General features: G+C 73.4%; 20 protein-coding genes and 1 riboswitch. Of the genes, 13 read left to right on the top strand and 7 right to left on the bottom strand.

What is annotated here, in order from left to right:
* Positions 1-26: 26 nt before the first annotated feature.
* The 4 genes from DP939_RS12640 to DP939_RS12625 all read left to right on the top strand — a co-directional run bounded on the left by DP939_RS12640 (position 27) and on the right by DP939_RS12625 (position 4,486).
* Positions 27-935, top strand: coding sequence for a YihY/virulence factor BrkB family protein (locus DP939_RS12640; RefSeq protein WP_113980864.1), 909 nt, complete (start codon positions 27-29; stop codon positions 933-935).
* Positions 936-990: 55 nt separating this feature from the next.
* Positions 991-1,076: riboswitch (ZMP/ZTP riboswitch) on the top strand.
* A gap of 23 nt (positions 1,077-1,099) precedes the next feature.
* The gene (glyA, locus tag DP939_RS12635; protein ID WP_113980863.1) at positions 1,100-2,347 is read left to right on the top strand and encodes a serine hydroxymethyltransferase; all 1,248 of its coding nucleotides are present in this window, start codon (positions 1,100-1,102) and stop codon (positions 2,345-2,347) included.
* Between the two features lie 278 nt (positions 2,348-2,625).
* On the top strand, positions 2,626-3,732 hold the full coding sequence (gene rsgA, locus DP939_RS12630) for a ribosome small subunit-dependent GTPase A (RefSeq protein WP_225878208.1): 1,107 nt from the start codon (positions 2,626-2,628) through the stop codon (positions 3,730-3,732).
* Positions 3,733-3,811: 79 nt separating this feature from the next.
* The gene (locus DP939_RS12625) at positions 3,812-4,486 is read left to right on the top strand and encodes a phosphoribosyltransferase (RefSeq protein WP_113980861.1); all 675 of its coding nucleotides are present in this window, start codon (positions 3,812-3,814) and stop codon (positions 4,484-4,486) included.
* Positions 4,487-4,544: 58 nt separating this feature from the next.
* Here DP939_RS12625 and DP939_RS12620 read toward each other — a convergent pair whose 3' ends face one another.
* From DP939_RS12620 to DP939_RS12610, 3 genes are all read right to left on the bottom strand, one after another.
* The gene (locus DP939_RS12620) at positions 4,545-4,856 is read right to left on the bottom strand and encodes a WhiB family transcriptional regulator (RefSeq protein ID WP_111171958.1); all 312 of its coding nucleotides are present in this window, start codon (positions 4,854-4,856) and stop codon (positions 4,545-4,547) included.
* 103 nt (positions 4,857-4,959) lie between these two features.
* A complete protein-coding gene (locus tag DP939_RS12615) occupies positions 4,960-5,901 on the bottom strand; it encodes a sucrase ferredoxin (RefSeq protein WP_113980860.1) in 942 nt (313 codons plus the stop codon).
* Between the two features lie 104 nt (positions 5,902-6,005).
* Positions 6,006-7,586: a glycerol-3-phosphate dehydrogenase/oxidase gene (locus DP939_RS12610; RefSeq protein WP_113980859.1), complete on the bottom strand. Its 1,581-nt coding sequence runs from the start codon at positions 7,584-7,586 to the stop codon at positions 6,006-6,008.
* A 47-nt stretch (positions 7,587-7,633) separates the two neighbouring features.
* Between DP939_RS12610 and DP939_RS12605 the strand changes: the two genes are divergently transcribed.
* From DP939_RS12605 to DP939_RS12590, 4 genes are all read left to right on the top strand, one after another.
* Positions 7,634-9,199 carry an FAD-binding oxidoreductase gene (locus DP939_RS12605; RefSeq protein ID WP_113980858.1) on the top strand — a complete coding sequence of 522 codons (1,566 nt, stop codon included), beginning with the start codon at positions 7,634-7,636 and terminating at the stop codon, positions 9,197-9,199.
* A 63-nt stretch (positions 9,200-9,262) separates the two neighbouring features.
* Complete coding sequence (locus DP939_RS12600; RefSeq protein WP_225878207.1) at positions 9,263-10,915, top strand: serine/threonine-protein kinase; 1,653 nt, start codon at positions 9,263-9,265, stop codon at positions 10,913-10,915.
* Between the two features lie 74 nt (positions 10,916-10,989).
* Complete coding sequence (locus DP939_RS12595; protein WP_225878206.1) at positions 10,990-12,495, top strand: metallophosphoesterase family protein; 1,506 nt, start codon at positions 10,990-10,992, stop codon at positions 12,493-12,495.
* A 53-nt stretch (positions 12,496-12,548) separates the two neighbouring features.
* Positions 12,549-14,180 carry a bifunctional 3'-5' exonuclease/DNA polymerase gene (locus DP939_RS12590; RefSeq protein ID WP_113980856.1) on the top strand — a complete coding sequence of 544 codons (1,632 nt, stop codon included), beginning with the start codon at positions 12,549-12,551 and terminating at the stop codon, positions 14,178-14,180.
* Positions 14,181-14,209: 29 nt separating this feature from the next.
* Here the strand turns inward: DP939_RS12590 and DP939_RS12585 are convergent, their stop codons facing one another.
* The 4 genes from DP939_RS12585 to DP939_RS12570 form a co-directional block, all read right to left on the bottom strand.
* Positions 14,210-15,550, bottom strand: a complete 1,341-nt coding sequence (locus DP939_RS12585; protein WP_225878205.1) for an MFS transporter — start codon at positions 15,548-15,550, stop codon at positions 14,210-14,212.
* A 35-nt stretch (positions 15,551-15,585) separates the two neighbouring features.
* Positions 15,586-17,577, bottom strand: coding sequence for a serine/threonine protein kinase (locus DP939_RS12580; RefSeq protein WP_113980855.1), 1,992 nt, complete (start codon positions 17,575-17,577; stop codon positions 15,586-15,588).
* A gap of 160 nt (positions 17,578-17,737) precedes the next feature.
* Positions 17,738-18,040: a hypothetical protein gene (locus DP939_RS47795; protein WP_225878204.1), complete on the bottom strand. Its 303-nt coding sequence runs from the start codon at positions 18,038-18,040 to the stop codon at positions 17,738-17,740.
* Positions 18,037-18,930, bottom strand: coding sequence for a DUF2877 domain-containing protein (locus tag DP939_RS12570; RefSeq protein ID WP_113980854.1), 894 nt, complete (start codon positions 18,928-18,930; stop codon positions 18,037-18,039). The genes DP939_RS47795 and DP939_RS12570 overlap by 4 nt, the downstream gene beginning before the upstream one ends.
* 178 nt (positions 18,931-19,108) lie before the next feature.
* Between DP939_RS12570 and DP939_RS12565 the strand changes: the two genes are divergently transcribed.
* The 5 genes from DP939_RS12565 (at position 19,109) to cutA (ending at position 24,883) form a co-directional block, all read left to right on the top strand.
* The gene (locus tag DP939_RS12565; RefSeq protein ID WP_113980853.1) at positions 19,109-20,707 is read left to right on the top strand and encodes a PucR family transcriptional regulator; all 1,599 of its coding nucleotides are present in this window, start codon (positions 19,109-19,111) and stop codon (positions 20,705-20,707) included.
* 30 nt (positions 20,708-20,737) lie between these two features.
* A complete protein-coding gene (locus DP939_RS12560; protein WP_113980852.1) occupies positions 20,738-20,956 on the top strand; it encodes an RNA-binding S4 domain-containing protein in 219 nt (72 codons plus the stop codon).
* A 105-nt stretch (positions 20,957-21,061) separates the two neighbouring features.
* A complete protein-coding gene (locus DP939_RS12555) occupies positions 21,062-21,919 on the top strand; it encodes an FAD binding domain-containing protein (protein WP_113980851.1) in 858 nt (285 codons plus the stop codon).
* Entirely contained in the window at positions 21,912-22,490 is a 579-nt protein-coding gene (locus DP939_RS12550) for a (2Fe-2S)-binding protein (RefSeq protein ID WP_113980850.1), read from the top strand. Before DP939_RS12555 ends, DP939_RS12550 begins: the two co-directional genes overlap by 8 nt.
* Entirely contained in the window at positions 22,487-24,883 is a 2,397-nt protein-coding gene (cutA, locus tag DP939_RS12545) for an aerobic carbon-monoxide dehydrogenase large subunit (protein ID WP_113980849.1), read from the top strand. Before DP939_RS12550 ends, cutA begins: the two co-directional genes overlap by 4 nt.

The raw sequence follows: 24,883 nt of genomic DNA, 5'->3' as shown, positions 1-24,883 counted from the left end.
CGCGCCTGATCCGGCGCGTGCCCCGGATGGCCCTTGATCACGCCCGGGGCGAGCTCCGCCGGATCGCGGGCACCCGCACCTGGGCCGTGGTGCGCGCCACCACCATGGCGGGCGTCGCCTACCGGGTGACCGGCCTCGCGGGAGAGGCGGCGTTCTTCGCGCTGCTGTCGCTGCCGCCGTTCGTGCTCGGGCTCATCGGCATCCTGGCGCACCTGAGCAGGTTCCTCGGGGCCGAGGTCGTCCAGGACGTGCGCAGGAACATCGAGGAGCAGGCGCACGTCCTGTTCACCGACAACGCGGTGGACCGGGTGGTGACCCCGCTGCTGGACGACGTGCTCGGCGGCGGCCAGGTCCCGCTGATCTCCCTGGGCTTCCTGCTGTCATTGTGGTCGGGTTCGCGGGCGCTGTTCGTCTACGTGGACCTCATCTCGGTCGCCTACGGCCTCGGCGAGGAGCGCGGCATCATCCGGACCCGGATCATGTCCTTCGGCCTGTACATCGTGGCGCTGCTCATCGCGCTCATCGTGATGCCGGTGCTGGTGGTGGGCCCGACCCTGCTGGTCGACGTCCTGCCCGCGCCCTACGCCGTCGTGGTGGACGTGATCTACTGGCCGGTCCTGGTCGCCGGGTCGGTGCTGTTCCTCACCGTCCTGTACCACGTCAGCGTGCCGGTGCGGACGCGGTGGTGGCGGGAGGTGCCCGGCGCGATGCTCGCGCTGGTCATCTGGATCCTCTGCGCCGCCGTGCTGCGCGCCGTGCTGGCCGCCTGGTTCACCCCGCTTTCGGTGTACGGCTCGCTGGCCGCGCCCATCGCGGTGCTGCTGTGGCTCTACATCACCGCACTGGCGGTGCTGATCGGGGCGACGCTCAACGCCGAGGTGGACCGGCTGTGGCCGGTCGCGGGCGCGGCCCGGACCGGTCGTACGGCACGCTGACCACCCCGGCGTCCGGCCCGAGCCAGGGCCCGGACCGGCCACATCCGCTATCGTCTAAAAGCGTCGCGACTGGCGCGTCAGGGGTGGGGACAAACCACCGGGGAGCGTTTGGGGCGGAGGCCGTGCGCCTGGGTCTTCGCGGGATCTCAACTCAAGGAGGAGCAATGAGTCTCGCCCAGGTCGATCCGCAGATCGCCGAGCTGATCGGGGCCGAAGAACGCCGCCAGGCAGGCACCGTCAAGCTCATCCCGTCGGAGAACTACGTCTCCAAGGCGGTGCTCGAGGCCACCGGCACGGTCCTCACCAACAAGTACTCCGAGGGCTACGCCGGCCGACGCTACTACGAGGGCCAGCAGGTCATCGACCAGATCGAGACCGTGGCCATCGAGCGGGCCAAGTCGCTGTTCGGCGTCGCGCACGCCAACGTCCAGCCCTACTCCGGCTCGCCCGCCAACCTCGCCATCTACCTGGCGTTCCTCCAGCCGGGTGACACGGTGCTGGGCATGGGCCTGCCGTTCGGCGGCCACCTGACCCACGGCTGGTCGGTTTCGGCGACCGGCAAGTGGTTCAACCCGGTCCGGTACGGCGTGCGCCAGGACACCGGCCGCATCGACATGGACGAGGTCCGGGCGCTCGCCCTGGAACACCGGCCCAAGCTGATCTTCTGCGGCGGCACCGCGATCCCGCGCCAGATCGACTTCCCGGCGTTCGCCTCGATCGCCAAGGAGGCCGGCGCGGTGCTGGCCGCCGACATCGCGCACATCGCCGGCCTGGTGGCGGGCGGCGCGCACCCGACCCCGGTCGGGCACGCCGATGTCATCTCCACCACCACCCACAAGACGCTGCGCGGCCCGCGCGGCGCGATGCTGATGGCGTCGGCCGACGAGCACGCGACCGCGCTCAACAAGGCCGTCTTCCCCGGCCTGCAGGGCGGCCCGCACAACCACACCACCGCCGCCATCGCGGTGGCGCTGCACGAGGCGGCCCAGCCCGGCTTCTCCACCTACGCCCACCAGGTGGTCGCCAACGCCAAGGCCCTCGCCGAGGAGCTGCTGGCGCGCGGGTTCGACCTGGTGTCCGGCGGCACCGACAACCACCTCATCCTGATCGACCTCACCTCCAAGGGTGTGGCGGGCAAGCCCGCCGCCCAGGCGCTCGACCGGGCCGGTCTGGAGACCAACTACAACACGGTCCCGTTCGACCCGCGCAAGCCGTTCGACCCCTCCGGCATCCGCATCGGCACCCCCTCGGTGACCTCGCGGGGCATGGGCGAGGCCGAGATGCGGCAGATCGGCGCGTGGATGGACGAGGTCGTCGGGGCGCTCGCCAAGGGCGACGCCGAGGCGGTCATCACCCGGGTCAGGAACGAGGTCACCGAGCTGACCGGCCGCTTCCCGACCCCGGGCCTGTAGCAGAACGGCGGCGAGCGCCCGTCCCGGCGGGGCGGGCGCCTCCGGTTCCAGGCGCGGGCGATATGGGAGTGACGCTCGCATCGGTTTCCGGTAGGGTTCGGGAAAAGCGGCCGCCTGTCAGCGGGCGGCCACGGCATCTGATGGAGGTGAGGACCATGCGGGTCTTTCTGACGTGTCCTGCGACGTCACTCACCTCTGGGATGCCCGGGCCCGCCTGATCGAGGCGCCCTCGCGCGGCATCCCGCGAACACAAAAGGATGCACCGAATGTCTCTGCCAGTGAACACTGGTTCTTTCGATCTTTCTCTGCTCGGCTGGGACGACTCACTCGCCGCCGAGCTGCCCGAGGGCACCCTTCCCGCGCGGGTGGCGCGGGTGGACCGGGGCGCGGCCGAGGTGATCGCCGCCGCAGGCCAGTTCCAGGTCCAGTACTCCGCGCAGGTCAGACGGGCCGCCGCGGCCGACCCGCTGGAGCTGCCGTGCGTGGGCGACTGGGCCGCGCTGCGGGCGCTGCCCGAGGGCCGGCACGAGCTGACCGCGCTGCTGCCCCGGCGCACGGCCTTCGTCAGGGGCGGGGTGAGCCGCGACTCGCGCGGCGGGCTGTCCGGCGACGGCCAGGGTCAGGTGCTCGCCGCCAACGTCGATGTGGTGTTCGTGGCCGAGCCCGCGATGCACGCCACCGACCTGGCCGACCTCGGCCGGGTGGAACGGCTGGTGGCGCTGGCCTGGGAGAGCGGCGGCACGCCCGTCGTGGTGATCACCAAGACCGACCTGCTCCACCTGGGGCTCGACGACCTGCTCGGCGACGTGCGGAGCGCTGCCCCCGGCATCGACGTCCACGCCGTCTCGGCGATGAACGGCGAGGGCGTGGACGACGTTCGCGGGCACCTGTCCGGGGCGAAGACGGCGGTCGTGCTCGGGCCCTCGGGCGCGGGCAAGTCCACGCTGGTCAACGCCATGGCGGGCGCGCAGGTCATGGAGACCCAGCAGGTCAGGGCGGCGGACGGGCGGGGCAGGCACACCACCGTGCACCGCGAGCTGATCCCGCTGCCCGGCGGCGGCCTGGTCATCGACACGCCCGGCATCCGCCGGGTGGGCCTTTACGAGATGAGCGACGGGGTCGATCTGGTCTTCTCCGACATCGAGGCGCTGGCGGAGGGGTGCAGGTTCGCCGACTGCGGCCACCAGAGCGAGCCGGGCTGCGCGGTGCTGGCCGCGATGGAGTCCGGGGAGCTGGCCGAACGGCGGCTCGCGAGCTGGCACAAGTTGCAGCGCGAGGCGGCCTGGATGGCGGCGCGCACCGACGCGCGGCTCCGCACCGAGCAGACCAGGAAATGGAAGATCATCCACAAGGAGATGCGCCGCAGCGGCCGCAACCGGCCCTGACCCGCCACCCCACCGGCCCGCCACGCGGGGGGCCGGTGGGGGCACGACTCGGTGCTCGTCGTGGGGGTAGGCGAGGTGCATGGGTGAGCATGGGGTGCGGCTGCCCTTCGCGGACCGGGCGGAGGCCGGCCGGCTGCTCGCCGCCAGGCTGGTGGATCTGGATCTGGGGGCGGACGCCGAAGGCCCGGTGGTGCTCGCGCTGCCGCGCGGGGGACTGCCGGTCGGGGCGCCGGTGGCGCGGCGGCTCGGGGGAGTGCTCGACGTGCTGGTCACCAGGAAGCTCGGCTATCCGCCGCAGCCCGAGCTGGGCGTCGGGGCCATCGCCGAGGGCGGTGAGCCGGTCTTCGACACCGGGCTGATGCGGCGGCTGGGCCTGTCAAGGGAGGCGCTGGCCGCCGTGGTGGAGGAGGAACGGGCCGAGCTGCGGCGGCGGGTGGCCGCCTACCGGGGGGATCGGCCGCTGCCCGAACTGGGCGGGCGTGATGTCATCGTCGTGGACGACGGGCTGGCCACGGGGAACACGGCCCGGGCCGGGCTGCGCGCTGCGCGCGGGAAAGGCCCCGCGCGGCTGGTGCTGGCCGTACCGGTCGGCGCGCCGGAGACGGTCGCGTCGATGTGGGAGGAGGCCGATGAGGTCGTGACGCTGGCGGCGCCGCCGGAGTTTCAGGCGGTCGGCCAGTGGTACGCGCGGTTCGGGCAGCTCTCCGATGCCGACGTACTGGATGTTCTGCGCCGTTACGGACCAAACGCGTGATCATGCTGTTGCATGATCACGCGCCAGGGGGAAACGGCTGCTGCCGGGTTTGAGGGGATCAGGCGGCACTGATGCCGGCGCTTGCGGCACGGCGCATGCGACGACGGCGCTCGGACGCGCGCTCGTCCTCGTTGAGTCCGCCCCAGGTGCCGTACTTTTCCGGGCGAGACAGCGCGTAGTCGAGACACTCTACGCGGACGGGGCACTGGGCGCAGATGGCCTTGGCCTTGCGCTCTCGAATGTCACGCTCGGGCTGACGCTCGCCGTCAGGGCCGAAGAAAAGTACGAGGTCCTCACCCCGGCACGCGGCGTCGTCCTGCCAGCCCCAGCTTGGTCGCGGGCGGGCGATCTGCCGACGTACCTGAGACATGAGACAACCACCTTATAGTGAGAGGTATTTCGGGTTTCTGCCGCATTGGACGCTTAAGGCGTCTCTGAGTCAACGCGTTGCGTGCCCGTGGTGTTCCCGACGGTCAAGTCAGAGCAGGCGTGGCGTACCGTACAGGCGTCAGCCTGTCCAGCGAAACCAGCCGGTAGGTCGTGATCGTCTCGGCGCAAGCCGTACCGCACGGTGTTGGGAACACCATCGGTTCGACCACAACCCGGAACCGTGCGTCGCCGTGGCGCATGACCGCCGCGGTGACGTCACCGTCCGACCGTGAGGATTCCACGGCCACTCCGCCGACGGAGAGTTCGCCCGTATGGTCACGCACGAAGTGCTCGGCGGCCTGCAGTGGCTCAGGGATGCCCGCGCGTCCCCGGAAACGATCGAGAACCACCTCGCCGTGCCGGTACGCGTTTGCCGCCGCGAGCGCGGCAGCCTCAGACATGTTGCCGTAGTAAAGCCCGTGTGGCAAGCACACCAGGTTGGCGGCGTATCGATCGCCGCCAACGTGTGACGTTTCCCACACTCTGCCCGGGAGCCTTTCCCCGAGATATCGCGCGAGAGGTAGACCTATGCGGGCACAACACGCATTGCGCTTGGCGTGCGTGCAGACCAGAAATACCGGCTCGCTCACCAGTATGCAGGACTCCGGGACCACTCCGCGCACCAGCGAGTCCAGGTCAAGATCGTCTGGATCAGCGAAAACGCCTTCGGCCACCCAGGGGGCGTCGCCGGTGGCGTGCGCCAGTAGCACATGGACGCCCCGGCGTGTCGAGCGGGTCCGCCTTCCAGGCCGGCGGATGAGCTGGGGGCGTACGCCCGCCGCCGAGGCCCGCGCGATGAGCGTGGCGACTTCGTCAGGGACCCGGCATTCGGGCAGTCGTGCCGCCCAGGGGCCGTCGTGCTCTATCAGGAGCCAGTTTCGCGCGCCCACCGTGGCGCTCGCGAGCGCGGGCACGTCGCCGGTGTGGCATCCCCGCGGATGCGGGCAGCCTTTCGGCGCGGCTTCGGGCTCCGGGCTGACGGGCACGACACCCCCTCATCAGGTCGCTTAGGTAACCCTAACCTAACCATAGGGTCATCGTGTACCCGGGGTGACACTCCGGACGTACGTCGGGATTGCCTAAAGAACCCTTATCCGGACATGACGGCCACGGCCGCGGGAAGCGCGGCCTCCCGGTCGGCCGGGACGAGCCCCACGCGGGTCCTGCGGTCGAGCAGATCCGCCGCGTCGAGCGCGCCCTCGTGCCGGGCGCCCCAGGCGAACTCGGCCGCGATGACCCCCGGCCCGACCGGCTCGGCCAGCGCCGGATCGGCCTCCGCCAGCGCCTGCACGGCGGGCGCCTCGGCCCCGTACCGCTCCACGAGCCGCCAGGGGCCCTGCACGGCCCCCGAGGCGGCGCCGACGAGTGAGAGGCGCGCGGTGGGGCTCGGGCCCGCCTGCAGCGATCTCAGGGCCACCGCGCGGTCCACGGCGTCCTCGGCCATCCGGCGATAGGTCGTGAGCTTGCCGCCGATCACCGTGACGATCCCCTCGGGCGAGGTCAGCACCGCGTGCCGCCGCGAGAGGTCGGCCGTGCGCCCGTCGCCCGCCAGCAGGGGCCGCAGACCCGCGTAGGTCCCCGCCACCTGCGAGCGCCCGACCGGCTCGGCGAGCACCGAGTTGAGCACGTCGAGCAGGAACGCCACGTCGGACTCCGGGACCTCCGCCACGTCCGGCACCGGGCCCTCCACCGGCTCGTCGGTGAGCCCGACGTGGACCCGTCCGTCCGGTTGCGGGAGCACCAGGACGAACCGGTCGCGTTCGCCCGGGATCGGCACGTGCATGCCGATCCGCGAGTGCGGCAGGGTCTCCGGGCCCAGCACCAGGTGGGTGCCCCGGGAGGGCCGCAGGCTGATGGACGGGTCCAGGGTCGCGGCCCACACGCCGGTCGCGTTGATGACCGCGCGAGCGCGGATCGTCAGCGGTTCGCCGCTCAGCTCGTCGCGGGCCACGGCACCGTCGGCGCGCAGTTCGGTCGCGCGGCAGCGGGTGAGCACCCGGGCCCCGTACCCGGCGGCGGTCCGGGCGATGGCCACCACCAGCCGGGCGTCGTCCACCACCCGGCCGTCCCAGGACAGCAGCGCTCCGCGCAGATCGTCCGGGGCCAGGCCGGGGACGAGCCGCAGCGCGTGGGCCGCGTCGAGCCGGGAGGGGCCGGGCAGCAACCGGCGCGGGGTGCGCGCGGCGGCCCGCATCGCGTCGCCGAGCCGGTACCCGGCCATCAGCGCCGCCGCCGACCTGCGGGAGACCTGCGGTGTCAGCGGCAGCAGGTACGGCTGGGCGCGTACCAGGTGCGGGGCGGTCCTGGCGAGCAGCACCCCCCGTTCGGCCGCGCTCTCGGCGGCCACGCCCACCTGGCCCCTGGCCAGGTACCGGAGCCCGCCGTGGATCATCTTGGAACTCCACCTGGAGGTGCCGAACGCGAGGTCGTTGGCGTCGATCGCGGCCACCGACAGGCCGCGCGCGGCGGCGTCGAGGGCGGCTCCCGCGCCGGTGGCGCCCAGCCCGACCACGAGCACGTCCACCGTCGTCTCGGCGACCTCGGCCAGCTCACGCTCCCGGCGCGCCGCGTTGAGCGAGGTGCTGTGCCCGCCAGGGCTGCTCAGCCCGTTGTATCCGGACCTGTTGCTCTCCGGGCGGCTGCGGGCGCGCCGTCTGCGGGCGTACGGCATATGCCACAGTTTATGCCGTGCAACATCCGACCACCCCCGCCCGGCCGATGCTCTGGTCCGGCTGGGGCGATCCCGACAAGGCCGCTGACCTGCCGGAACGGGTGCGCGGGCTGCTGGCCGCCCTGCTCGGCGTACGGCCGGCCGCGCCCGCCGTACCGCTCGGGCGGGTGCGCCTGCGGCCGGTCGCCCTGCCCGCGCCCCTGCTGGCCGGGCTGAGCGACATCGCCGGCCGCGACCATGTGCGCCTCGATGACGAGACCCGCGTCCGGCACACCCGCGGCAAGTCCACGCCGGACCTGCTGAAGATCCGCGCGGGCGACGGCTCCGACGCTCCGGACGCGGTGGTCCTGCCGGGCTCCCACGAGGAGGTCGCCGCCCTCCTGGCGTACAGCTCCGCGGGCCGGATCGCGGTCGTGCCGTTCGGCGGCGGGACCTCGGTGGTCGGCGGCCTGACCGCCGCCGGGCACGGGTTCGCCGGGGTGGTGGCGCTGGACCTGTCCCGGATGAACCGCCTGTCGGCCCTGGACACCACCTCGATGATCGCCGAGCTGGAGCCGGGCGTCCGGGCCGCCGACGCCGAGCGGATGCTCGCCGGGCACGGCCTCACCCTGGGCCACTTCCCGCAGTCCTATGAGTACGCGACCCTCGGCGGGTTCGCCGCCGCGCGCTCCAGCGGCCAGGCGTCGGCGGGCTACGGCCGCTTCGACGACATGGTGATGGGCATGACCGTCGCGACCCCCACCGGGACGCTCCGCCTGGGCCGGGCCCCGCGCTCCGCCGCCGGTCCGGACCTGCGTCAGCTCGTGCTCGGCTCGGAGGGCGCGTTCGGCGTCATCACCTCCCTGCGCCTGCGGGTGCGGCGGGCTCCCGCCGAGAGGGTCTACGAGGGCTGGCGGTTCGTCTCCTTCGCCGAAGGCGCGGCGGCGCTGCGCCACCTGGCCCAGCGCGGGCCGCTGCCCGCGGTGCTGCGGCTGTCCGACGAGACCGAGACGATGGCGGGCCAGGCCATGTCAGAGGGGAGCGGCGACCCAGAGCCCGAGGGCGGCTGCCTGGCCATCGCGGGGTACGAGGGCACGGCCGAGGACGTGCGGCCGGTACGCGAGCGGGTGTCCGCCGCCCTGTCCGGATTCGGCGGCGTCCCGCTGGGGGAGGGGCCGGGGGAGTCGTGGGCGGCGGGCAGGTTCGCCGCGCCGTACCTGCGCGATTCGCTGCTCGGCGCGGGGGCGACCGCCGAGACGCTGGAGACGGCCGCCTTCTGGTCGGCGCTGCCGGGCCTGTACCAGGAGGTACGGCGGGCCCTCCAGGACCGGCTCGGCTCCGCCCTGGTCATGTGCCACATCTCCCACGTCTACGAGACCGGGGCCTCCCTGTACTTCACCGTCGTCACCGCCCAGGACGACGACCCCGTCGCGCAGTGGGAACGCGCCAAAGAGGCCGCCTGCCAGGCCATCGGGCGGGCGGGTGGGACCATCTCCCACCACCATGGCGTCGGCCGCGACCACCGGGAGGCGTACGCGGAGGAGATCGGCGAACTGGGCGTGGCGGTGATCCGCGCCGTGAAGGACCGTCTGGACCCCGCCGGAGTGCTCAATCCCGGCGTTCTCCTCGCATGATGATCTCTTCACATTCCTCACAAACGTCATAATCGACGGTCAACCCCAATAAGATCGACCGCTGTGACGGCGTACGGCATTCCCCCGGTGGCCGGTCTCGGACCGCGCGATCCGGTTCAGCTCGGCCCATATCGCCTCGCCGGGGTGCTGGGCATGGGTGGCATGGGAACGGTGTATCTGGCCGAGGGCCCGCAGGGGCCCGTGGCGTTGAAGATGATCAACAACAACCTGGCCAGGGACCGTGAGTTCGTCATGCGCTTCCAGCGCGAGGTGGCCGCGGCCCGCAAGGTGCGCAGGTTCTGTACTGCGCCGGTGCTGGACGCTCGCCTGGAGGGCGAGCCGTTGTGGCTGGTCACCGAGTACGTCGCCGGGCCCGACCTGTCCCGGGTGCTGCGCAACGGCGGCCCGCTCGCCGGGTCCAACGTCGAGGCCCTGGCGGTCGGCGTGGCGACCGCGCTCAGCGCCATCCACGGCGCGGGGGTCGTCCACCGCGACCTGAAGCCGGCGAACGTCCTGCTGTCCCCGCTCGGCCCGCGGGTGATCGACTTCGGCATCGCCCGCGCCCTCGACAGCGGGCTCGGGCAGACCGCGACCGGGCGGCTGCTCGGCACGCCGGAGTACATGGCCCCCGAGCTGGTCGCCGGGGAGAAGGCCGGACCGCCCGCCGACATCTTCGCCTGGGGCTGCGTGGTCGTCGCGGCGGCCACCGGGCGCTCGCCGTTCGCCTCCAAGACCGTGCCGGAGGCGCTGTACCGGGTCTCGCACGACACGCCCTCCCTGGACGCCCTCGACCCGGCGCTGCGCGGGCCGGTGGGTGCCGCGCTGAACAAGGACCCGGCCGCCCGGCCCACCGCCGACCAGCTCCTCGCGGTGCTGACCGGGCGCTCGCACGCCGACACCGCCGACCTGGCCGGCGGCCTGCGCCTGGACCTCAGCTCGGTGGGGACGCCGCCGACCTCTCTCGCCGGGGGCGTGCAGAACCCGCACCTGCCCGCGGTCAGGCGGACCGGGAAATGGCGGCTTCTGCTCGCCGCCGCGGCGGGCGCCGCGACGGTGGGGCTGGCCGTGGGCGTCGGCGAGCTGAGCAGGAGCCTGCCGTCCGGCCCGCCGTCCGCGGCCGGCGTGATCTTCAAGGAGACGTTCGACAAGGGCGACACCGGCTGGCGGAACGATGCCGGCGGCGTCAAAGGCGCCAGAGGCTACACCGGCGACGGCCGCTACACCATGTCCAGCGACTCCGGCTCGCGCGACAAGTGGGCGCCGGCCCCGGTGAACGTGCAGGTCCCGGAAGAGGTGCTGGTCTCGGCCAAGGTCGGCATTCCCCAGGCGGACACCTCCGGCTGGGCGGGCCTGTACTGCGAGTACTCCACCATCGACAAGCCGGAGGCCTTCTTCTACTACACCTTCTACGTGCGCAAGGAGGGCCAGGCCAGGATCGTCAAGACCGACGGCGCCCTGGTCACGGACCTGACGTCCGACATCAGGGTGCCCGGGTACAAGGAGGGGACGGTGCTGCGGGCGCTGTGCTCGCGCGGCGGGGGCGCGATCCGCCTTTCCCTGTGGGCCGGGGACGCCAAGATCGCCGAAGTGACCGACACCGACATCGCCCGCGGGGCCGGCCGGCCGAAGTTCGGTCTCGGCATCAGCCAGTCCGAGTTCGACGACGCCGCCACCCGCGCGTACTTCGACGACTTCGTCGTCAGCCGCCTGTCCTGACCGCCCGGTGCCCAATCGCTTACCTTCCGCGACGTTCGCGCACGCGAAGGTCGGCGGAGAGTCAAAATATGGTCATGGTCGAAGTGGCGGCGGAGCGAGGGAAACAGGCGTCATCGCGGGTCTCCGAGGCGGGGGCGGGGTGGGATTGCGGGGAGATCGGGACCTACCGGGCGCTTCGTCCGGATAAGGCTGGTTTCTCCTGGTTCAATCCGCTTACCCTGTGGCGCTCCCGCAACGATGTGCTGGCCGCGCTGTTCGGCGATCCCTCCGGCAAGGTGCGGGTCCGGTGGATGCGGGCGCAGCGCGCGCGGGGAGCCGACCCGGAGTGCCGGATCGACCGCGCGGACGCACCGAGCTTTTCCTTCCTGCTGCTCGGCGACCCCGGCGAGGGCGACGCGTCGCAGTACGCCACCGTGCCGGGCATCCTCAAGATCGGCCAGGACACCGACTTCGCGGTGATCGCCAGCGACGTGATCTACCCCGCGGGGGCGGGCAACGAATACCCGGACAAGTTCTACCGCCCCTACAAGGACTACAAGGCCCCGATCTACGCGATCCCCGGCAACCACGACTGGTACGACGGGCTCGGCGGCTTCATGCGGGTCTTCTGCGAGGCGGCTCCACTGAAGGTCCAGGAGGAGGGGTTCAGCCTCTCGCCGGGCGGGCTGCGCGGGCTGCTGTGGTCCAGGCCCGAGCGGATCGACGAGAAGCTCCTCGAACGCGCGAGGGCCATGCGCCCGCTCCCCGAGCAGCAGGCCGTCCAGCCGGGCCCCTACTGGTTCATGGAGAGCGACAACCTGGTCATCGTCGGCATCGACACCGGCATCGCCGGGTCGCTCGACCGCGAGCAGGGCGAGTGGCTGCGCCGGGTCTCGGCGATCCCCAAGCCCAAGCTGCTGATCACCGGCAAGCCGATCTACGCCCGCAACCAGCACAAACCCTGCCCGATCGAGGGCGGCGGCACGGTCGATGACGTGGTCCGCGACCCGGCCAACCGCTATGTCGCCGCCATCGGCGGCGACATCCACAACTACCAGCGCTACCCGGTCGCGGTGGACGGCCGGGTCATCCAGTACATCGTGGCGGGCGGCTCGGGCGCGTTCACCCACGCCACGCACACGATCCGGAAGGTCACCGTGGGCGGCGTGGCCGAGCACGACTTCCGCTGTTATCCGCTGCGCGGCGACTCACTGTCCTTCTACAGCCGCCTGTACAGCAGGCGGCTGCGGATGAAGTGGCTCTACCTGCGGCCCGCCGAGGCGGCGTGCATCATGCGCGAGCAGATCGGCAACGACCCGGTGCGGCCGATCACCGAGGAGGTCCGCATCACCCGCCGCATGCGCTGGGCGGCACGGTTCCTCGGCGCCTGGCCGATGCCCTTACGCCTGCCGGTCGGACGCGTCTTCCACCGCTGGCTGTCGGAGCTGTCCGACTGGGACACCCCGCCCTTCTTCAAGAGCTTCCTGCACATCTCGGTCACGCCTACGGAGCTGCGCATTCGCTGCTTCGCCGCCACCGGCTGCCTGGCCCAGGAGATCGACCCGCCGCTCGAAGACGAGGTCCGCATCCCGCTGACCTGAACATGGGCCGGGCGTGTGCCTGAATTGTCGGACTCACCTGGCAGGCTTGCGGTGTGCACATTGCGGTGGCGGCCGGTCCGGGCGGCACGGGCGTGCTCCGTCCCGGTGGCCCGGTGCCCGACCTGGGGGAGGCCGTCCGCGCGGCCGAGCGCGCCCATGCGCGCGAGCCGGGCGGCGCCGAGCCCCTGGGGGAGTCGCCGCGCTGGGTGTGGGCCGACGCCCGGCTGATCTACCCCCTGCTGCTCGCCAAGGGCGTGCGGCCCGCCCGCTGCCACGACATCGCGCTCACCGAGTCGCTGCTGCTGGCCTACGAGGGCCGGTACGGCGAGCCCAGGTCCGCCGCCGCGGCCTACGCCAGGTTGCACGGCCTGCCGGTGCCCGAGGATCGCGAGGCGGCCGAGCCCGCCCAGGCCGCGCTGTTCGACACCGAGCCGCCCGCCCCGCCCGCCGAGGAGATCGACGTCGTCGCCGAGGTCTACGACGACCAGCTCCGGCGGATCGCCGCGACCGCCGACCCTCGCCGGTTCCGGCTGCTGGTCGCCGCCGAGTCGGCGGGCGCGCTGGTCGCCGCCGAGATGGGCAACGACGGCATGCCCTGGCGGCGCGACGTCCACGACGAGCTGCTGACCGAGATGCTGGGCCCGCGTCCCGCCCACGGCATGCGCCCGGCCCGGCTCCAGGCCCTCGCCGACCAGATCGACGCGGCCTTCGGGCGGCCGGTCAACCCCGACTCGCCCCAGCAGATCCTCAAGGCGTTCAAGTCGGCGGGGATCAGCGTCCCCTCGACCCGCTCCGAGGTGCTCAAACAGGTCGAGCACCCGGGTGTGGCCCCGCTGCTGGCCTACAAGGAGCTGGCCCGGCTGCACAGCTTCCACGGCTGGGCGTGGGCCGACCAGTGGGTGCGCGAGGGCCGGTTCCGGCCGGAGTACGTCGCGGGCGGCGTGGTCTCGGGCCGCTGGGCGACCAGCGGGGGAGGAGCCCTGCAGATCCCCAAGGTCATGCGCCGCGTGGTCGTCGCCGACGACGGATGGAAGCTGGTGGTGGCCGACGCCGCCCAGCTTGAGCCCCGGGTGCTCGCCGCGATGGCCGGTGACCGCGGGCTGGCCAGGGCGGCCGGGGAGATCGACCTGTACGCCGCGCTGGCCCAGGCGTTCGGCGGGCAGCGCGACAACGCCAAGATCGCCATGCTGTCCGCGATGTACGGCGGCACCAGCGGCGACGCCCCCAAGCTGCTGGCGGTGATGCGCCAGCGGTTCCCGATGGCCTACGCGTTCGTCGAGGACGCCGCCCGCGCGGGCGAGGAGGGCAGGCTGGTGCGGTCCTGGCTGGGCCGCACCTCCCCGCCGCCCTCCCCACGCTGGCGCGAGCTGGTGCTCGGCCCTGAGGGGGCACGGGCCGCCCGCGACCGGGGCCGCTTCACCCGCAACTTCGTGGTGCAGGCCACCGCCGCCGAGTGGGCCCTGGTGCTGATCGCGGTGCTGCGCGGCAGCCTGCCCGCCCCCGCGCGTCTGGTGTTCTTCCAGCACGACGAGGTCATGGTGCACTGCCCTGCCGAGATGGCCGCCGAGGTGATCGCCGCGGTCGGCGACGCCGCCCACGAGGCGACCCGGCTGCTGTTCGCCGACACCCCGGTCCGCTTCCCCATGCACACGGTCGCAGTCGACCGCTACGCGGACGCCAAGTGAGCACCCTGCCCAGCAGGACGGCGCCGGCGTCAGCCGGGGCGGTTTTCTGATGCGGGCGGTCGCGAGGTGAGCATTCCGGCCAGTGGGATGGCGCACAGGGTCACCATGATTCCGGTGGTGAGCCCCAGGGCGCCGTAGGACAGGCCGCCCACGATCGCGCCCGCCAGTACCGTGCCGGCCGCGCCGCAGACGTTCATCAGCAGGTCGGAGAGGCCCTGTACGGCGGGCCGGCGCTCGATCGGGACCGACTCGGTGAGCAGCGCCGAACCGGCGACCAGCCCGCATGACCAGCCCACGCCCAGCAGGACGAGCCCGGCGGTGATCTGGGCGATGTCGTGTTCGCCCGCGGTGCCGGACAGCGCCGCGGCGGCCAGCAGTACGCCCATGCCGATCAGCAGCACGGCGGGCCTGCCGATCCGGTCGGCGAGCCAGCCGACCAGCGGCGACAGGGCGTACATCCCGGCGATGTGCAGGCTGAGCACCAGCCCGATCACCGAGATGCCCGCGCCGCCGTGGTCCAGGTGGACCGGCGTCATGGACATGATCGACACCATCGCGGTGTGCGTGACCGCGATGGCGGTCAGCGCCCTCCGGGCCGCGCCGCTCGCGCGGATGGCCTGCCAGGCGGCGCGCATCGTGCGTTCGCGGCCCTCGGCGGGGGCCGCCGGGCCTGCGGCGGTGGCCAGGCGGCGGGCCAGGAGCAGCGGGTCGGGGCGCAGCCCGAGCGAGACGACCGCCAGCGAGACCGCGAAGGACGCCGCGGCCAGCAGGAACGGTCCCGTCCACGGGTGCAGGCCGAGCGGCGGCCCGAACGCCTCGGCCGGTTCGGCCAGGTTGGGGCCGAGTACCGAGCCGATCGTGGCCGACCAGACCACCAGGGACAGGTGCCTGGCCGCGTGTCCCGGGGGCGACAGGTCGGTGGCGGAGTAGCGGGCCGCCAGGTTGCCCGCGCTGCCGCCGCCCATGAGCACCAGCCCGCACAGCAGCCCCGGCCAGGAGGAGCCCGCGATGGCCGCGACCGCGATCAGGCAGCCGGCGGCGGCGCAGCCGTAGGCGAGGGCGAGGCCGCGTCTGCGGCCTCCGGTGTTCGCGGCCTTGGCCGCCGGTACGGCCAGCAGCGCCGCGCCGAGCACGGAGGCGGTCCCGGCCAGGCCGCTGATCGGCTCGGAACCGGACAGCTTGTAGACGACCCAGGCGCTCAGGGCGAGCCCGAGGGCCACCCCGACGCCGCCGACGATCTGCGCGGCGGTCAGGACCAGGAGGGTCCGGCGCTGGGCGGCGCGGATCGAGGGTGACGCGAACGGCTCGGCGGGGGCCGGTGCAATGACCGAATCGGAGGGTTTCTCGGGGTTTGTCGGTTTTGCTGCCACCAGTGCAGTGTGCCAGCAGTCCGGGCCTCGGCCGGTCAGTCCTCCGGGCCGAACGTGCCGAAGAAGGTGTGCCGGATGTCGGCGCCGTCGTCCCAGCGCATGTCCGGCATGGAGAAGGTGATCCGGTAGGCCCGCTCGGCGTCCACCGACACGTACCGAACCAGCGTGTGCATCGGCACCCCGTTGGTCAGCGTGTGCGTGTACTCCCACTCGGCGGCCTTCCACGCCCCGTAGGTGACGCCCTGCAGCCGTACCTGGATGTAGTCGGCGAGCTCGGTGGACTCCCGAGCCTTGCGCAGCGCCGCCATCCCGCCGTCCGCGGCGGGGGCGGCCTTGTCCACGGTCACCGACTGCTCGGTGTCGCCGGGGGCGGCGAAGGTCACCCGGCCCTCCTTGGCCGAGACCCGCCAGTCGCGCGGCACCGCCGCCGCCACGCCGCCCTTCTCGCGCAGCGCGAACCCCTTGGGCACCTCCTTGGCGCCCACGACGACGTTCGTCGGGGACTGCGCGGTGGGGACGGGCGGGACCGCCTGCTCGCTGGGCGCGTCGCCGGACCGGACCAGGACCACGGCCACCACGACCACGGCGGCCAGGCCCGCTCCCGCGATCAGCAGCCGCCCGCGCGTCCCCGGCCGCCGCTCGGCCTTGACGGGGGTGCGGACCGGCGGGCGTTCACCGCCGTCGTGCCGCCCCTTGGGGGCCGGGCGGCGTGCCTGCCCACCGCCGCGCAGATCGTGCCCCCCGGAGGGACCACCGAAGTCCGCGGCCAGGGGCTGGGAGGGGCTGGCCAGCGCGTCGTACCCGGCGCGGTGCGGCCCCGACGGGCCGCCGAACTCGGGGGGCAGCGGCTGGGACGGGCTGGCCAGGGAGTCATAGCCGGTGCGATGCGGTCCGGAGTGGCCGCCCAAGGTCTGATGGCCGCCGGAGGGCCCGCCGAAGGGGTCCGGCTCCGGGCCGAACGTCTCGGGTGCGCCGCTGAATCCCGTCACCGGGTCGTAGGGAATGCGGACCGGCCCCGAGGGCGTCTCGATGATCCGCGAGGGCATCGGTCCCGAAGGCGGGTCGAGCGGCGGCAGCAGGTGCGCGGGCGGGGCGGGCTCGTAGGACGGCGGGCCCGCCGCGTTGCGGTACGCCCGCCCGGCCGACCCGTGGCCGCGCAGCACCTGTTCCAGGATGTCCGACACCTGCGACGCCGACAGCCGCGCCGCGGGGTCCTTGCGCAACAGCCCGTCGATCAGCGGCAGCAGTTCACCCGCGCGCTCCGGGCGGGCGGGCTCCTCGGTCAGCACCGCGCCGAGCACCGCCACCGCGTCCGGCCCCTCGTACGGCGGGCGTCCCTCCAGCGCCGCGTACATCGTCGCGCCGAACGACCACAGGTCGGCCGCCTGCGTGATCGCCAGCCCGCGCAGCCGCTCCGGCGGGATGTAGGCGGGGGAGCCCATCAGCAGCCCGGTCTGCGTCACCGACACGTCGCCCTCGATGGCCGCGATGCCGAAGTCGGTCAGCACCACCCGGTCGGCGGTCAGCAGCACGTTGCCCGGCTTGACGTCGCGGTGCAGGATCCCGGCGTCGTGCGCGTGGCGCAGCGCGTCGAGCACCCGGATGCCGATCTCGGCGGCCTGGGCCACCGGCAGCGGGCCGGTCTCGCGTACGGCCTGCTCCAGCGACCAGGCGCGGACCAGCTCCATCACGATCCAGGGCCGCCCGTCGTCCTCGACCACGTCGTGGACGGTCACGATGCCCGGGTGGCTGAGCCGGGCGGCCGAACGCGCCTCGCGGATCATCCGGCGGTGCGCGACCTGCTTGCCCGCGTGGTCGAGCCCGAAGGGCAGGATCAGCTCCTTGACCGCCACGGGCCGGTCCAGCAGTACGTCATGGGCCTGCCAGACGACCCCCATGCCGCCCCGGCCGACCGGCGACCCGAGGCGGTAGCGCCTCCCCACCAGCCGGCCCTGACCTTCGGCGAGCCCCCCGCTGTCACCGCCTCGCGGCGCGGAGGGGAGATCGCCCAGCGTGCGATCGGTCATACCAGGCCCCTGTGTCCGGGAACCAAATGAAAACGCCCGTGCCCGGCGGCATCAGCGCCACATCGGCCCTCTGCTGAATCCAATGATTTGTGAATAATGCGTGGCTCGACACGCTATCGGGATGCTAATAGGCGATGCCACCCACTGTGACGGCAAACCGCTAAATGTCCGTTGAGCTGGGGTGACGGGGATACGCCCAGGTGGCGGCGCTGCCGGACGGCGGTACGGCCTCGGCGAGCGCCGCCGACGCGGTGGTGAAGGCCGATACGGGCGGTACGGCCAGGCCCGCGCCGACCTGCCCCACGCCCGCGTCCCTCCCGGGCAGGCCGGTGCGCATGACCAACGCCACGTCGACGCCCGTGGGCGTGCCGCGGAACCCCGGCGCGGGGTGCTCGGTGAGCGTGATCGCGTACATCCGCGGCGCGTGGTAGACCCCGGTGCGCACCAGCAACGGGTCGCTCATGCCCCGGCCAGCCCGCGCACGGCCGCGAGCCCCACCCGCAGTCCCCACGCGAGGTCGGCCCCCGAGGTGTGGCCGAGCGACAGCAGCCGGGCGAGGGCGGGTTCGAGGGCCTGGCGTCCGCACACGCCGCGCAGTACCGCGATGACCTCGGCGCTCGCCTCGCCCTTGGCGGCGCAGTGCAGCAGGGTCGCAGAGATCGGCGTGGTACGGGTGCGCGCGTCGAAGGTGACGGCGGCGGCCAGCCACCCGGCCGTCCACACGGCCCGCGCAGCGCCGCTCGCCCCGCCCAGCCCGCGCAGCGCCACCAGCAGCCCGGCCAGCATGTCATCGCCGCTCGGCGTGAGCCCTGGACCGAGCCCGACCAGGTGCTCGGCCGCGGTGATCATCCGGATCAGGGAACCGCTCGCGCATCCGTCGGCGAGCAGGGTGGCCGCGCCGGTGTCCTCAAGGCCGGGACGGCGCGGGCTGCGCGCGCAGACCGTGGCCATGGTCTCGGCCGCCCGCGCCAGCCCGGCGGAGCCGACCGGCCCGAGCGGCGGCGCGGGGTTCCACCAGCGGCGGGGACGCAGGACGTATCCGCCCAGCTCGATCATGCCCTCGCCGACCATGGCGTCATCGCCCGCGGCGACGCCGGGCAGCGGGTCGCCGAGCACCACGCTGTTGGGCAGCCGGGCCCCGTCGCCGGTCACCAGGGCGACGACGCGCGGCTCCAGATCGGCCCGGATCTCCAGGTAGATCCCGGTGGGAAAGGCGGCGAGGACCCGCGCCGGGCGGCGCGGCGCCTCGAAGACGGGCCGGAGCGCGCTGCTGGCGGCGCCGGAGACCTGCGCCGGGGGATGACCCGTGCGGATCGGCCCCCTCCGCGCCCTCGGGCGCGTTCCAACGGTCACCGGACCTCCCTGATCGGATCGGCCCGCGTCGAGCGGGTACCAGGATGCTCCCCCCGAGCGTGACCTTTGAATCCGAAAGTAGATTGCGCGCTTCCGGCGCCCGTACGGAGAAAGCTGCCAACAGTCGGCTCGATGGTTGGCTCTTCCTGACAGAGGAAGCATCGGTCAAAATTCCTTCATGAACCCCCCTGCGCGCCTGGCGAGCACCGGCACGATCATCCACGGTGTCTCGGTAAGGGAGGTGCTCGGCGTCTCCAGCCTGACCGGAGCGCGGCTGATCGCCGGAGAGTCCGGTCTGAGCCGGATCGTGCAGCGGCTCAACGTGATGGAGGTCCCCGACATCCTGGCCTGGGTCAAGCCGCACGAACTGCTGCTCACCACCGGCTACCCGCTGCGCCACACCCCGCAGTCGCTCGGCCGCCTGGTCGCCGACCTCGACGAGCGTGGCCTGGCCGCGATGGCCATCAAGCTGGGCCGCTACGTGGACGTACTGCCCGAGGAGATGGTCGAGCAGGCCGACCGGCTGGGCTTCCCGCTGATCCAGTTGCCGGGCGACGTCGGGTTCGACGACATCCTCAACCAGGTGCTCACCGACATCCTCAACCGGCAGGCCGCCGTGCTGGCCAGGGCCGGGGAGGCGCACCGCGCGCTGGTCGCGGTGGTGCTGGCCGGGGGCGGGCTGCGCGAGGTCAGCGCGGAGGTGGCCGGGCTGCTCGACGTGGCGGTGGCCACGCTCGACGGCACCGGGCAGGTCCTCGCCGCCGCCGGGCCGGAGGAGCATGTGGCGGCGCTGCGCCGGTTCGCGGCCGAGGGCGGCCCGCCGCCCGCCCCGGGTCCGGCGGGGCGGTCGATCGCCGCCGTGCCGGTCATGGCGGGCGGCCACCACCACGGCCGGATGGTCGCCTACAGCCCGGCGGGCACGATCCAGGACAGCGACGTCGGCATCCTGGAGAGCGCCGCCACGGTCGCCGCCCTGGTGGTGACCAGGCAGGAGGCGGTCAACGCGGTGGAGAGCAAGTACCGCGCCGACTTCCTGCGCGACGTGCTGACCGGCCGGGCCGGTACGGCGGAGCGGGTCGCGGCGCGGGCCCAGGCGTTCGGCTGGGACCTGGCCCGGCCGGTGATCGTCATGGTCGCCGAGCTGGACCCCGAGGGCGACGAGCGCACCGCCCAGGACCGCCTGGTGGCCTCCTGGACCGCCGCCATGCGCAGGCACGACCCCAAGGGCGCGGTGGCGGGCTTCTCCCACGAGGTGGTCGCCGTCGTGGACGCCTCCGCCGAGACGGCCCGCGTCGCCAAGGACGCCGCCGCCGCGTTCGCCGACAGCCCGCCCGCCACCTTCTCCACCGGCACCAGCCGTACCGCGCCCGGCCCCGACGCGCTGCCCGAGGCGTACAACCAGGCGCTCAAGGCCGCCAGGGTCGGCCGCCAGCTGCACGGCCCCGGCGCGGTCGCCCACTTCGACCAGCTCGGCGTCTACCGGCTGCTGTCCCTGGTCAGCGACACCGAGGAGCTGCACGCGTTCGTACGCGAGACGCTCGGCCCGCTGGCGGGCGACGCCGACCCCGAGAACGCCGATTTGCGCCGCACCCTTCAGGTCCTGCTGGACACCAACCTGAACGTGGCCGAGACCGCGCGGCGGCTGCACTTCCACTACAACACCCTGCGCTACCGGATCGGCAAGCTGGAACGCATCCTGGGCGGCTTCACCGCCGACGCGCACCTGCGGCTCAACCTGACCCTCGCGTTGCACGTCCTGCGCATGCGCGGCATCTGAGCGGGCCCGCCGGGGCCGTATCCTGGCCGGGTGAACGAGACCTTCGAGCTGGAGACCGAATACATTCCGCTGTGCGACCTGCTCAAGGTGTGCGGCGTCACCGACACCGGCGGCGCGGCCAAGCACCTGGTCGCCGAGGGCGAGGTCATGGTCGACGGCGAGGTGGAGCTCCGCAAGGCCCGCAAGATCCGCGCCGGGCACACCGTCACCGGCGAAGGCTTCCAGATCCGCGTCGTCGCGGCCACCTGACACCGCCGCTCACCGGCCGTCTTCCACGATGTGGAAGATCATCGCATTGAAAGATCGTGGCCGGGGGACGGGGGACCGCGCCGCGACTTGGGTACTGGAGGGAGCGTGAAGCCACCTCCATTCGCGTACCGCGCGCCGCGCGAGGTCGGGCAGGCGCTCGCCGACCTCGCCGCGGTGGGCGAGGACGGCAAGGTCCTGGCCGGCGGGCAGAGCCTGATCCCGCTGCTGAACATGCGCCTCGCCGCCCCTGGCACGGTCGTCGACATCAACCGTGTCGCGGGGCTGGACACCCTCACCGCCGGGCCGGACGGGGTGCGCGTCGGCGCGCTCACCCGGCAGGCGCGCGTGGAGCGTTCCGAGGAGGCCGCCGCCGTCCAGCCGCTGCTGCGCCAGGCGCTGCGGCTGGTCGCCCACCCGGTGATCCGCAACCGCGGCACGGTGGTGGGCAGCCTGGTCCACGCCGACCCGGCCGCCGAGCTGCCCGCCGTGCTCGCGGTGCTGGACGGCTCGGTACGGCTGGCGAGCGCTGATGGCGGCGAGCGCGACGTGCCCGCGCGGGCGTTCTTCACCGGTCCGCTGGAAGTGGCCGCCGGGCCCGGCGACCTCGCGGTCTCGGCGCTCTTCCCGGCCCTGCCGCCGCGCACCGGCACGGCCTTCCACGAGGTGTCGCGGCGGCACGGCGACTTCGCGCTGGCGGGGGTGGCCGCGGTGGTCACCATGCGCGCCGACCTCGGGCTGGAGGAGGCCAGGGTGGCGTGCGCGGGCGTCGGCCCGGTCCCGATCGTCGTCGATGTCACCGCCGAGGCGGGCGCGGGCGACTGGGCGGCGGCGGCGCACACCGTACGCGAGCGGATCGAGCCCGAGGACGACGTCCACGCGAGCGCCGCCTACCGGCGGCACCTGACCGGGGTCCTGACCGAGCGGGCGCTGGCCGAGGCGTCCAGGAGGGCCGCCGATGCCTGACCAGGACGGCCCGGACGCCTCCCCGCCGCCCGCCGCCCCACCTGCCGCCCCATCGGCCCGGCCGCCTGGTGAGCTGCCCGTGGAGTTGCCCGTGGAGTTGCCCGTGGAGTTGACGGTCAACGGCGTGCGGCGGCGGGCGATCGTGCCGCCCCGCCGCCTGCTGTCGGACTTCCTGCGCCACGACCTCGCCCTGACCGGCACTCACGTCGGCTGCGAGCACGGCGTGTGCGGCTGCTGCACCGTACTGCTGGACGGCGAGCCGGTCCGCTCCTGCCTGACCCTCGCGGTCACCGTGGACGGCCGGGAGGTCACCACGGTCGAAGGACTCGCCCGCGCGGACGGCGCGATGTCGCCCGTGCAGCGGGCCTTCGCCGAGTGCCACGCCCTGCAGTGCGGCTTCTGCACCCCCGGCTTCCTGTGCGCGGTGACCGCCCTGCTGCGGGAGGACCCCACGCCCACCGAACGCCGGGTGCGCGAGGGCATCTCCGGCAACCTGTGCCGCTGCACCGGCTACCAGAACATCGTCAAGGCCGTCCACCGCGCGGCCGGCCTGATCGCGGAGGAGTCGTGACGGCGAGCCTGTTCGGCGAGCCGGTCGGGCGGCGGGAGGATCCGCGGCTGCTCACCGGGCACGGGCGTTACCTCGACGATCTCGGATCCGGCGCGCTGGCCGCGGCGTTCGTGCGCTCGCCGCACGCGCACGCGCGCATCCGCGACATCGACGTGTCCGGCGCGCTCGACGTCGATGGCCTGGTGGCCGTCTACACCTTCGAGGACCTGCCGCCCCGGGTCGCCGAGCCGCTGCCGATGCTGATCCCGCACCCGGCGCTCGCGCACGGGCGCACGGCCCGCCCGCTGGCCAAGGACGTGGTCAGGCACGTGGGGGAGCCGGTGGCGATGGTGGTGGCCCGCGACCGCTACCTGGCCGAGGACGCCTGCGCGCTGATCCGCGTGGACTACGAGCCGCGCACGCCCGTGGTGGGCGTGGAGGAGGCGGCCGAGGGCGGCCCCGCCGTACACGAGGACGTGCCCGGCAACGTGGCGGCGCACCTGGTGCAGGAGGTGCCGTCGGCGGCCGGGGTGTCGGCCCGGCAGGTGATCGAGTCCGCGCCGTACACCCTGGCGTTCCGGCTGGACATCGAGCGCAGCGCGCCCACGCCGCTGGAGGGCCGCGGCGTGCTCGCCCGCTGGGACCCCGACGACCGTTCGCTGCGCGTCTACTCCAGCACCCAGACCTCGACCGGCGTGCGCATGGCCATCGCCGCCAGGCTGGGCCTGCCGCTGCCGTCGGTGGAGGTGATCGCCCCCGACGTGGGCGGCGGCTTCGGCGTCAAGCTCGTGCACCCGTGGCCGGAGGAGGTACTGGTCCCCTGGGCGGCGATGACGCTCGGCCGGGAGGTCAAGTGGACCGAGGACCGCCGCGAGCACTTCGTCTCCTCATCGCACGAGCGCGGGCAGGCGCAGTTCGTGCGGGTCGGGTTCGACGGCGAGGGCCGGGTGCTCGGCCTGGACGTCACGATCCTGCACGACCACGGCGCCTACACCCCCTACGGCATCATCGTCCCGATCGTCACCGCCACCCAGTTGCTCGGCCCCTACCGGATCGGGGCCTACCGGGTGGAGTTCTCCTCCGTCTACACCAACACCGTGCAGGTCACCCCCTACCGGGGCGCGGGCCGCCCGCAGGGCGTGTTCTGCATGGAGCGGACGATGGACCGCATCGCCGCCTACCTGGACCTGGACCGTACGGCGGTACGCGCGGCCAACCTCATCCAGCCCGGCGAGTTCCCCTACGACCAGCGCATGACCTTCCAGGACGGCCGCCCGCTGATCTACGACAGCGGCGACTACCCCGAGTCGCTACGGATGATCAAGGAGCTGATCGGCTGGGACTCCTTCGCCGAGTTCCGGGCCGCTGCCGCCGCCGACGGACGCCGGGTCGGCATCGGCATCGGCTGCTACGTGGAGGGCACCGGCGTCGGGCCGTACGAGGGCGGCCACGTGCAGATCACCTCCGACGGGCGGGTGCACGTCTCGACCGGGCTGACCTCACAGGGTCAGGGCCATGAGACGGTGTTCGCGCAGATCGCGGCGGGCGAGCTGGGCGTGCCACTGGACCGCGTCTCGGTGGTGACCGGTGACACCCGCAGGCTCGGCTACGCGACCGGCACGTTCGCCTCCCGGGCCGCCGTGGTCAGCGGCAGCGCCATCGCGCTCGCCTGCCGCAAGGTACGCGAGAAGGCGCTGCGGATCGCCGCCGAGGCCCTGGAGGCCGACCCGGCCGACCTGGTGGTGGAGGACGGCGTGATCCGCGTCGCCGGGTCGCCCGGCGCGGGGATCGAGCTGGCCACGGTCGCCACCCTGGCCAACCCGCTGCGCTACGCGTTCGACGAGCAGGCGGCCGGCGCCACCCAGTTCGCCGCGCCGGGCGATCCGGACCGGCCGCCGATCGCCGAGGGCGAGGAGCCGGGGCTGGAGGGCCGCGCGTACTACTCGCCGCTGCGCTCGACGTTCGCCTCGGGGATGCACGCGGCGATCGTGGAGACCGACCCGGACACGGCGGAGATCAAGATCCTGCGGTACGCGGTGGTCCACGACTGCGGGCGGCTGATCAACCCGATGATCGTGGAGGGCCAGATCCATGGCGGGGTGGCGCAGGGCGTCGGCGGCGCGCTGTACGAGCGGATGGCCTACGACTCCCACGGCCAGCTCCGCAACGCCTCCTTCATGGACTTCCTGATGCCCTACGCCACCGAGATCCCGCACATCGAGACCGCCCACCTGGAGACCCCCTCCCCCCTGAACCCGCTGGGCGTCAAGGGCGCGGGGGAGGCGGGGGTGATCCCGGTGGCCGCGGTCATCGCCGGAGCCGTGGAGGACGCCGAGGGCATCGTCATCGACCGGATGCCGCTGTCCCCGTCGGACCTGTTCCGGCTGCGTGAGGAGGCCGCCCGGCCGCGCTGA

Source organism: Spongiactinospora rosea, from assembly GCF_003315795.1.
In the GTDB taxonomy this organism is placed as follows: domain Bacteria; phylum Actinomycetota; class Actinomycetes; order Streptosporangiales; family Streptosporangiaceae; genus Spongiactinospora; species Spongiactinospora rosea.
The sequence above is the reverse complement of the archived record's forward strand: the minus strand, read 5'-3'. Positions and strand labels throughout refer to the sequence as shown.

Bases quoted from the DNA above. Each gene is read 5' to 3' on its own strand.
- DP939_RS12640 (WP_113980864.1), top strand. From the start codon at position 27: ATGGCCCTTGATCACGCCCGGGGCGAGCTCCGCCGGATCGCGGGCACC.
- glyA (WP_113980863.1), top strand. From the start codon at position 1,100: ATGAGTCTCGCCCAGGTCGATCCGCAGATCGCCGAGCTGATCGGGGCC.
- DP939_RS12625 (WP_113980861.1), top strand. From the start codon at position 3,812: ATGGGTGAGCATGGGGTGCGGCTGCCCTTCGCGGACCGGGCGGAGGCC.
- DP939_RS12620 (WP_111171958.1), bottom strand. From the start codon at position 4,856: ATGTCTCAGGTACGTCGGCAGATCGCCCGCCCGCGACCAAGCTGGGGC.
- DP939_RS12610 (WP_113980859.1), bottom strand. From the start codon at position 7,586: ATGCCGTACGCCCGCAGACGGCGCGCCCGCAGCCGCCCGGAGAGCAAC.
- DP939_RS12605 (WP_113980858.1), top strand. From the start codon at position 7,634: ATGCTCTGGTCCGGCTGGGGCGATCCCGACAAGGCCGCTGACCTGCCG.
- DP939_RS12595 (WP_225878206.1), top strand. From the start codon at position 10,990: ATGGTCGAAGTGGCGGCGGAGCGAGGGAAACAGGCGTCATCGCGGGTC.
- DP939_RS12580 (WP_113980855.1), bottom strand. From the start codon at position 17,577: ATGACCGATCGCACGCTGGGCGATCTCCCCTCCGCGCCGCGAGGCGGT.
- DP939_RS47795 (WP_225878204.1), bottom strand. From the start codon at position 18,040: ATGAGCGACCCGTTGCTGGTGCGCACCGGGGTCTACCACGCGCCGCGG.
- DP939_RS12565 (WP_113980853.1), top strand. From the start codon at position 19,109: ATGAACCCCCCTGCGCGCCTGGCGAGCACCGGCACGATCATCCACGGT.
- DP939_RS12550 (WP_113980850.1), top strand. From the start codon at position 21,912: ATGCCTGACCAGGACGGCCCGGACGCCTCCCCGCCGCCCGCCGCCCCA.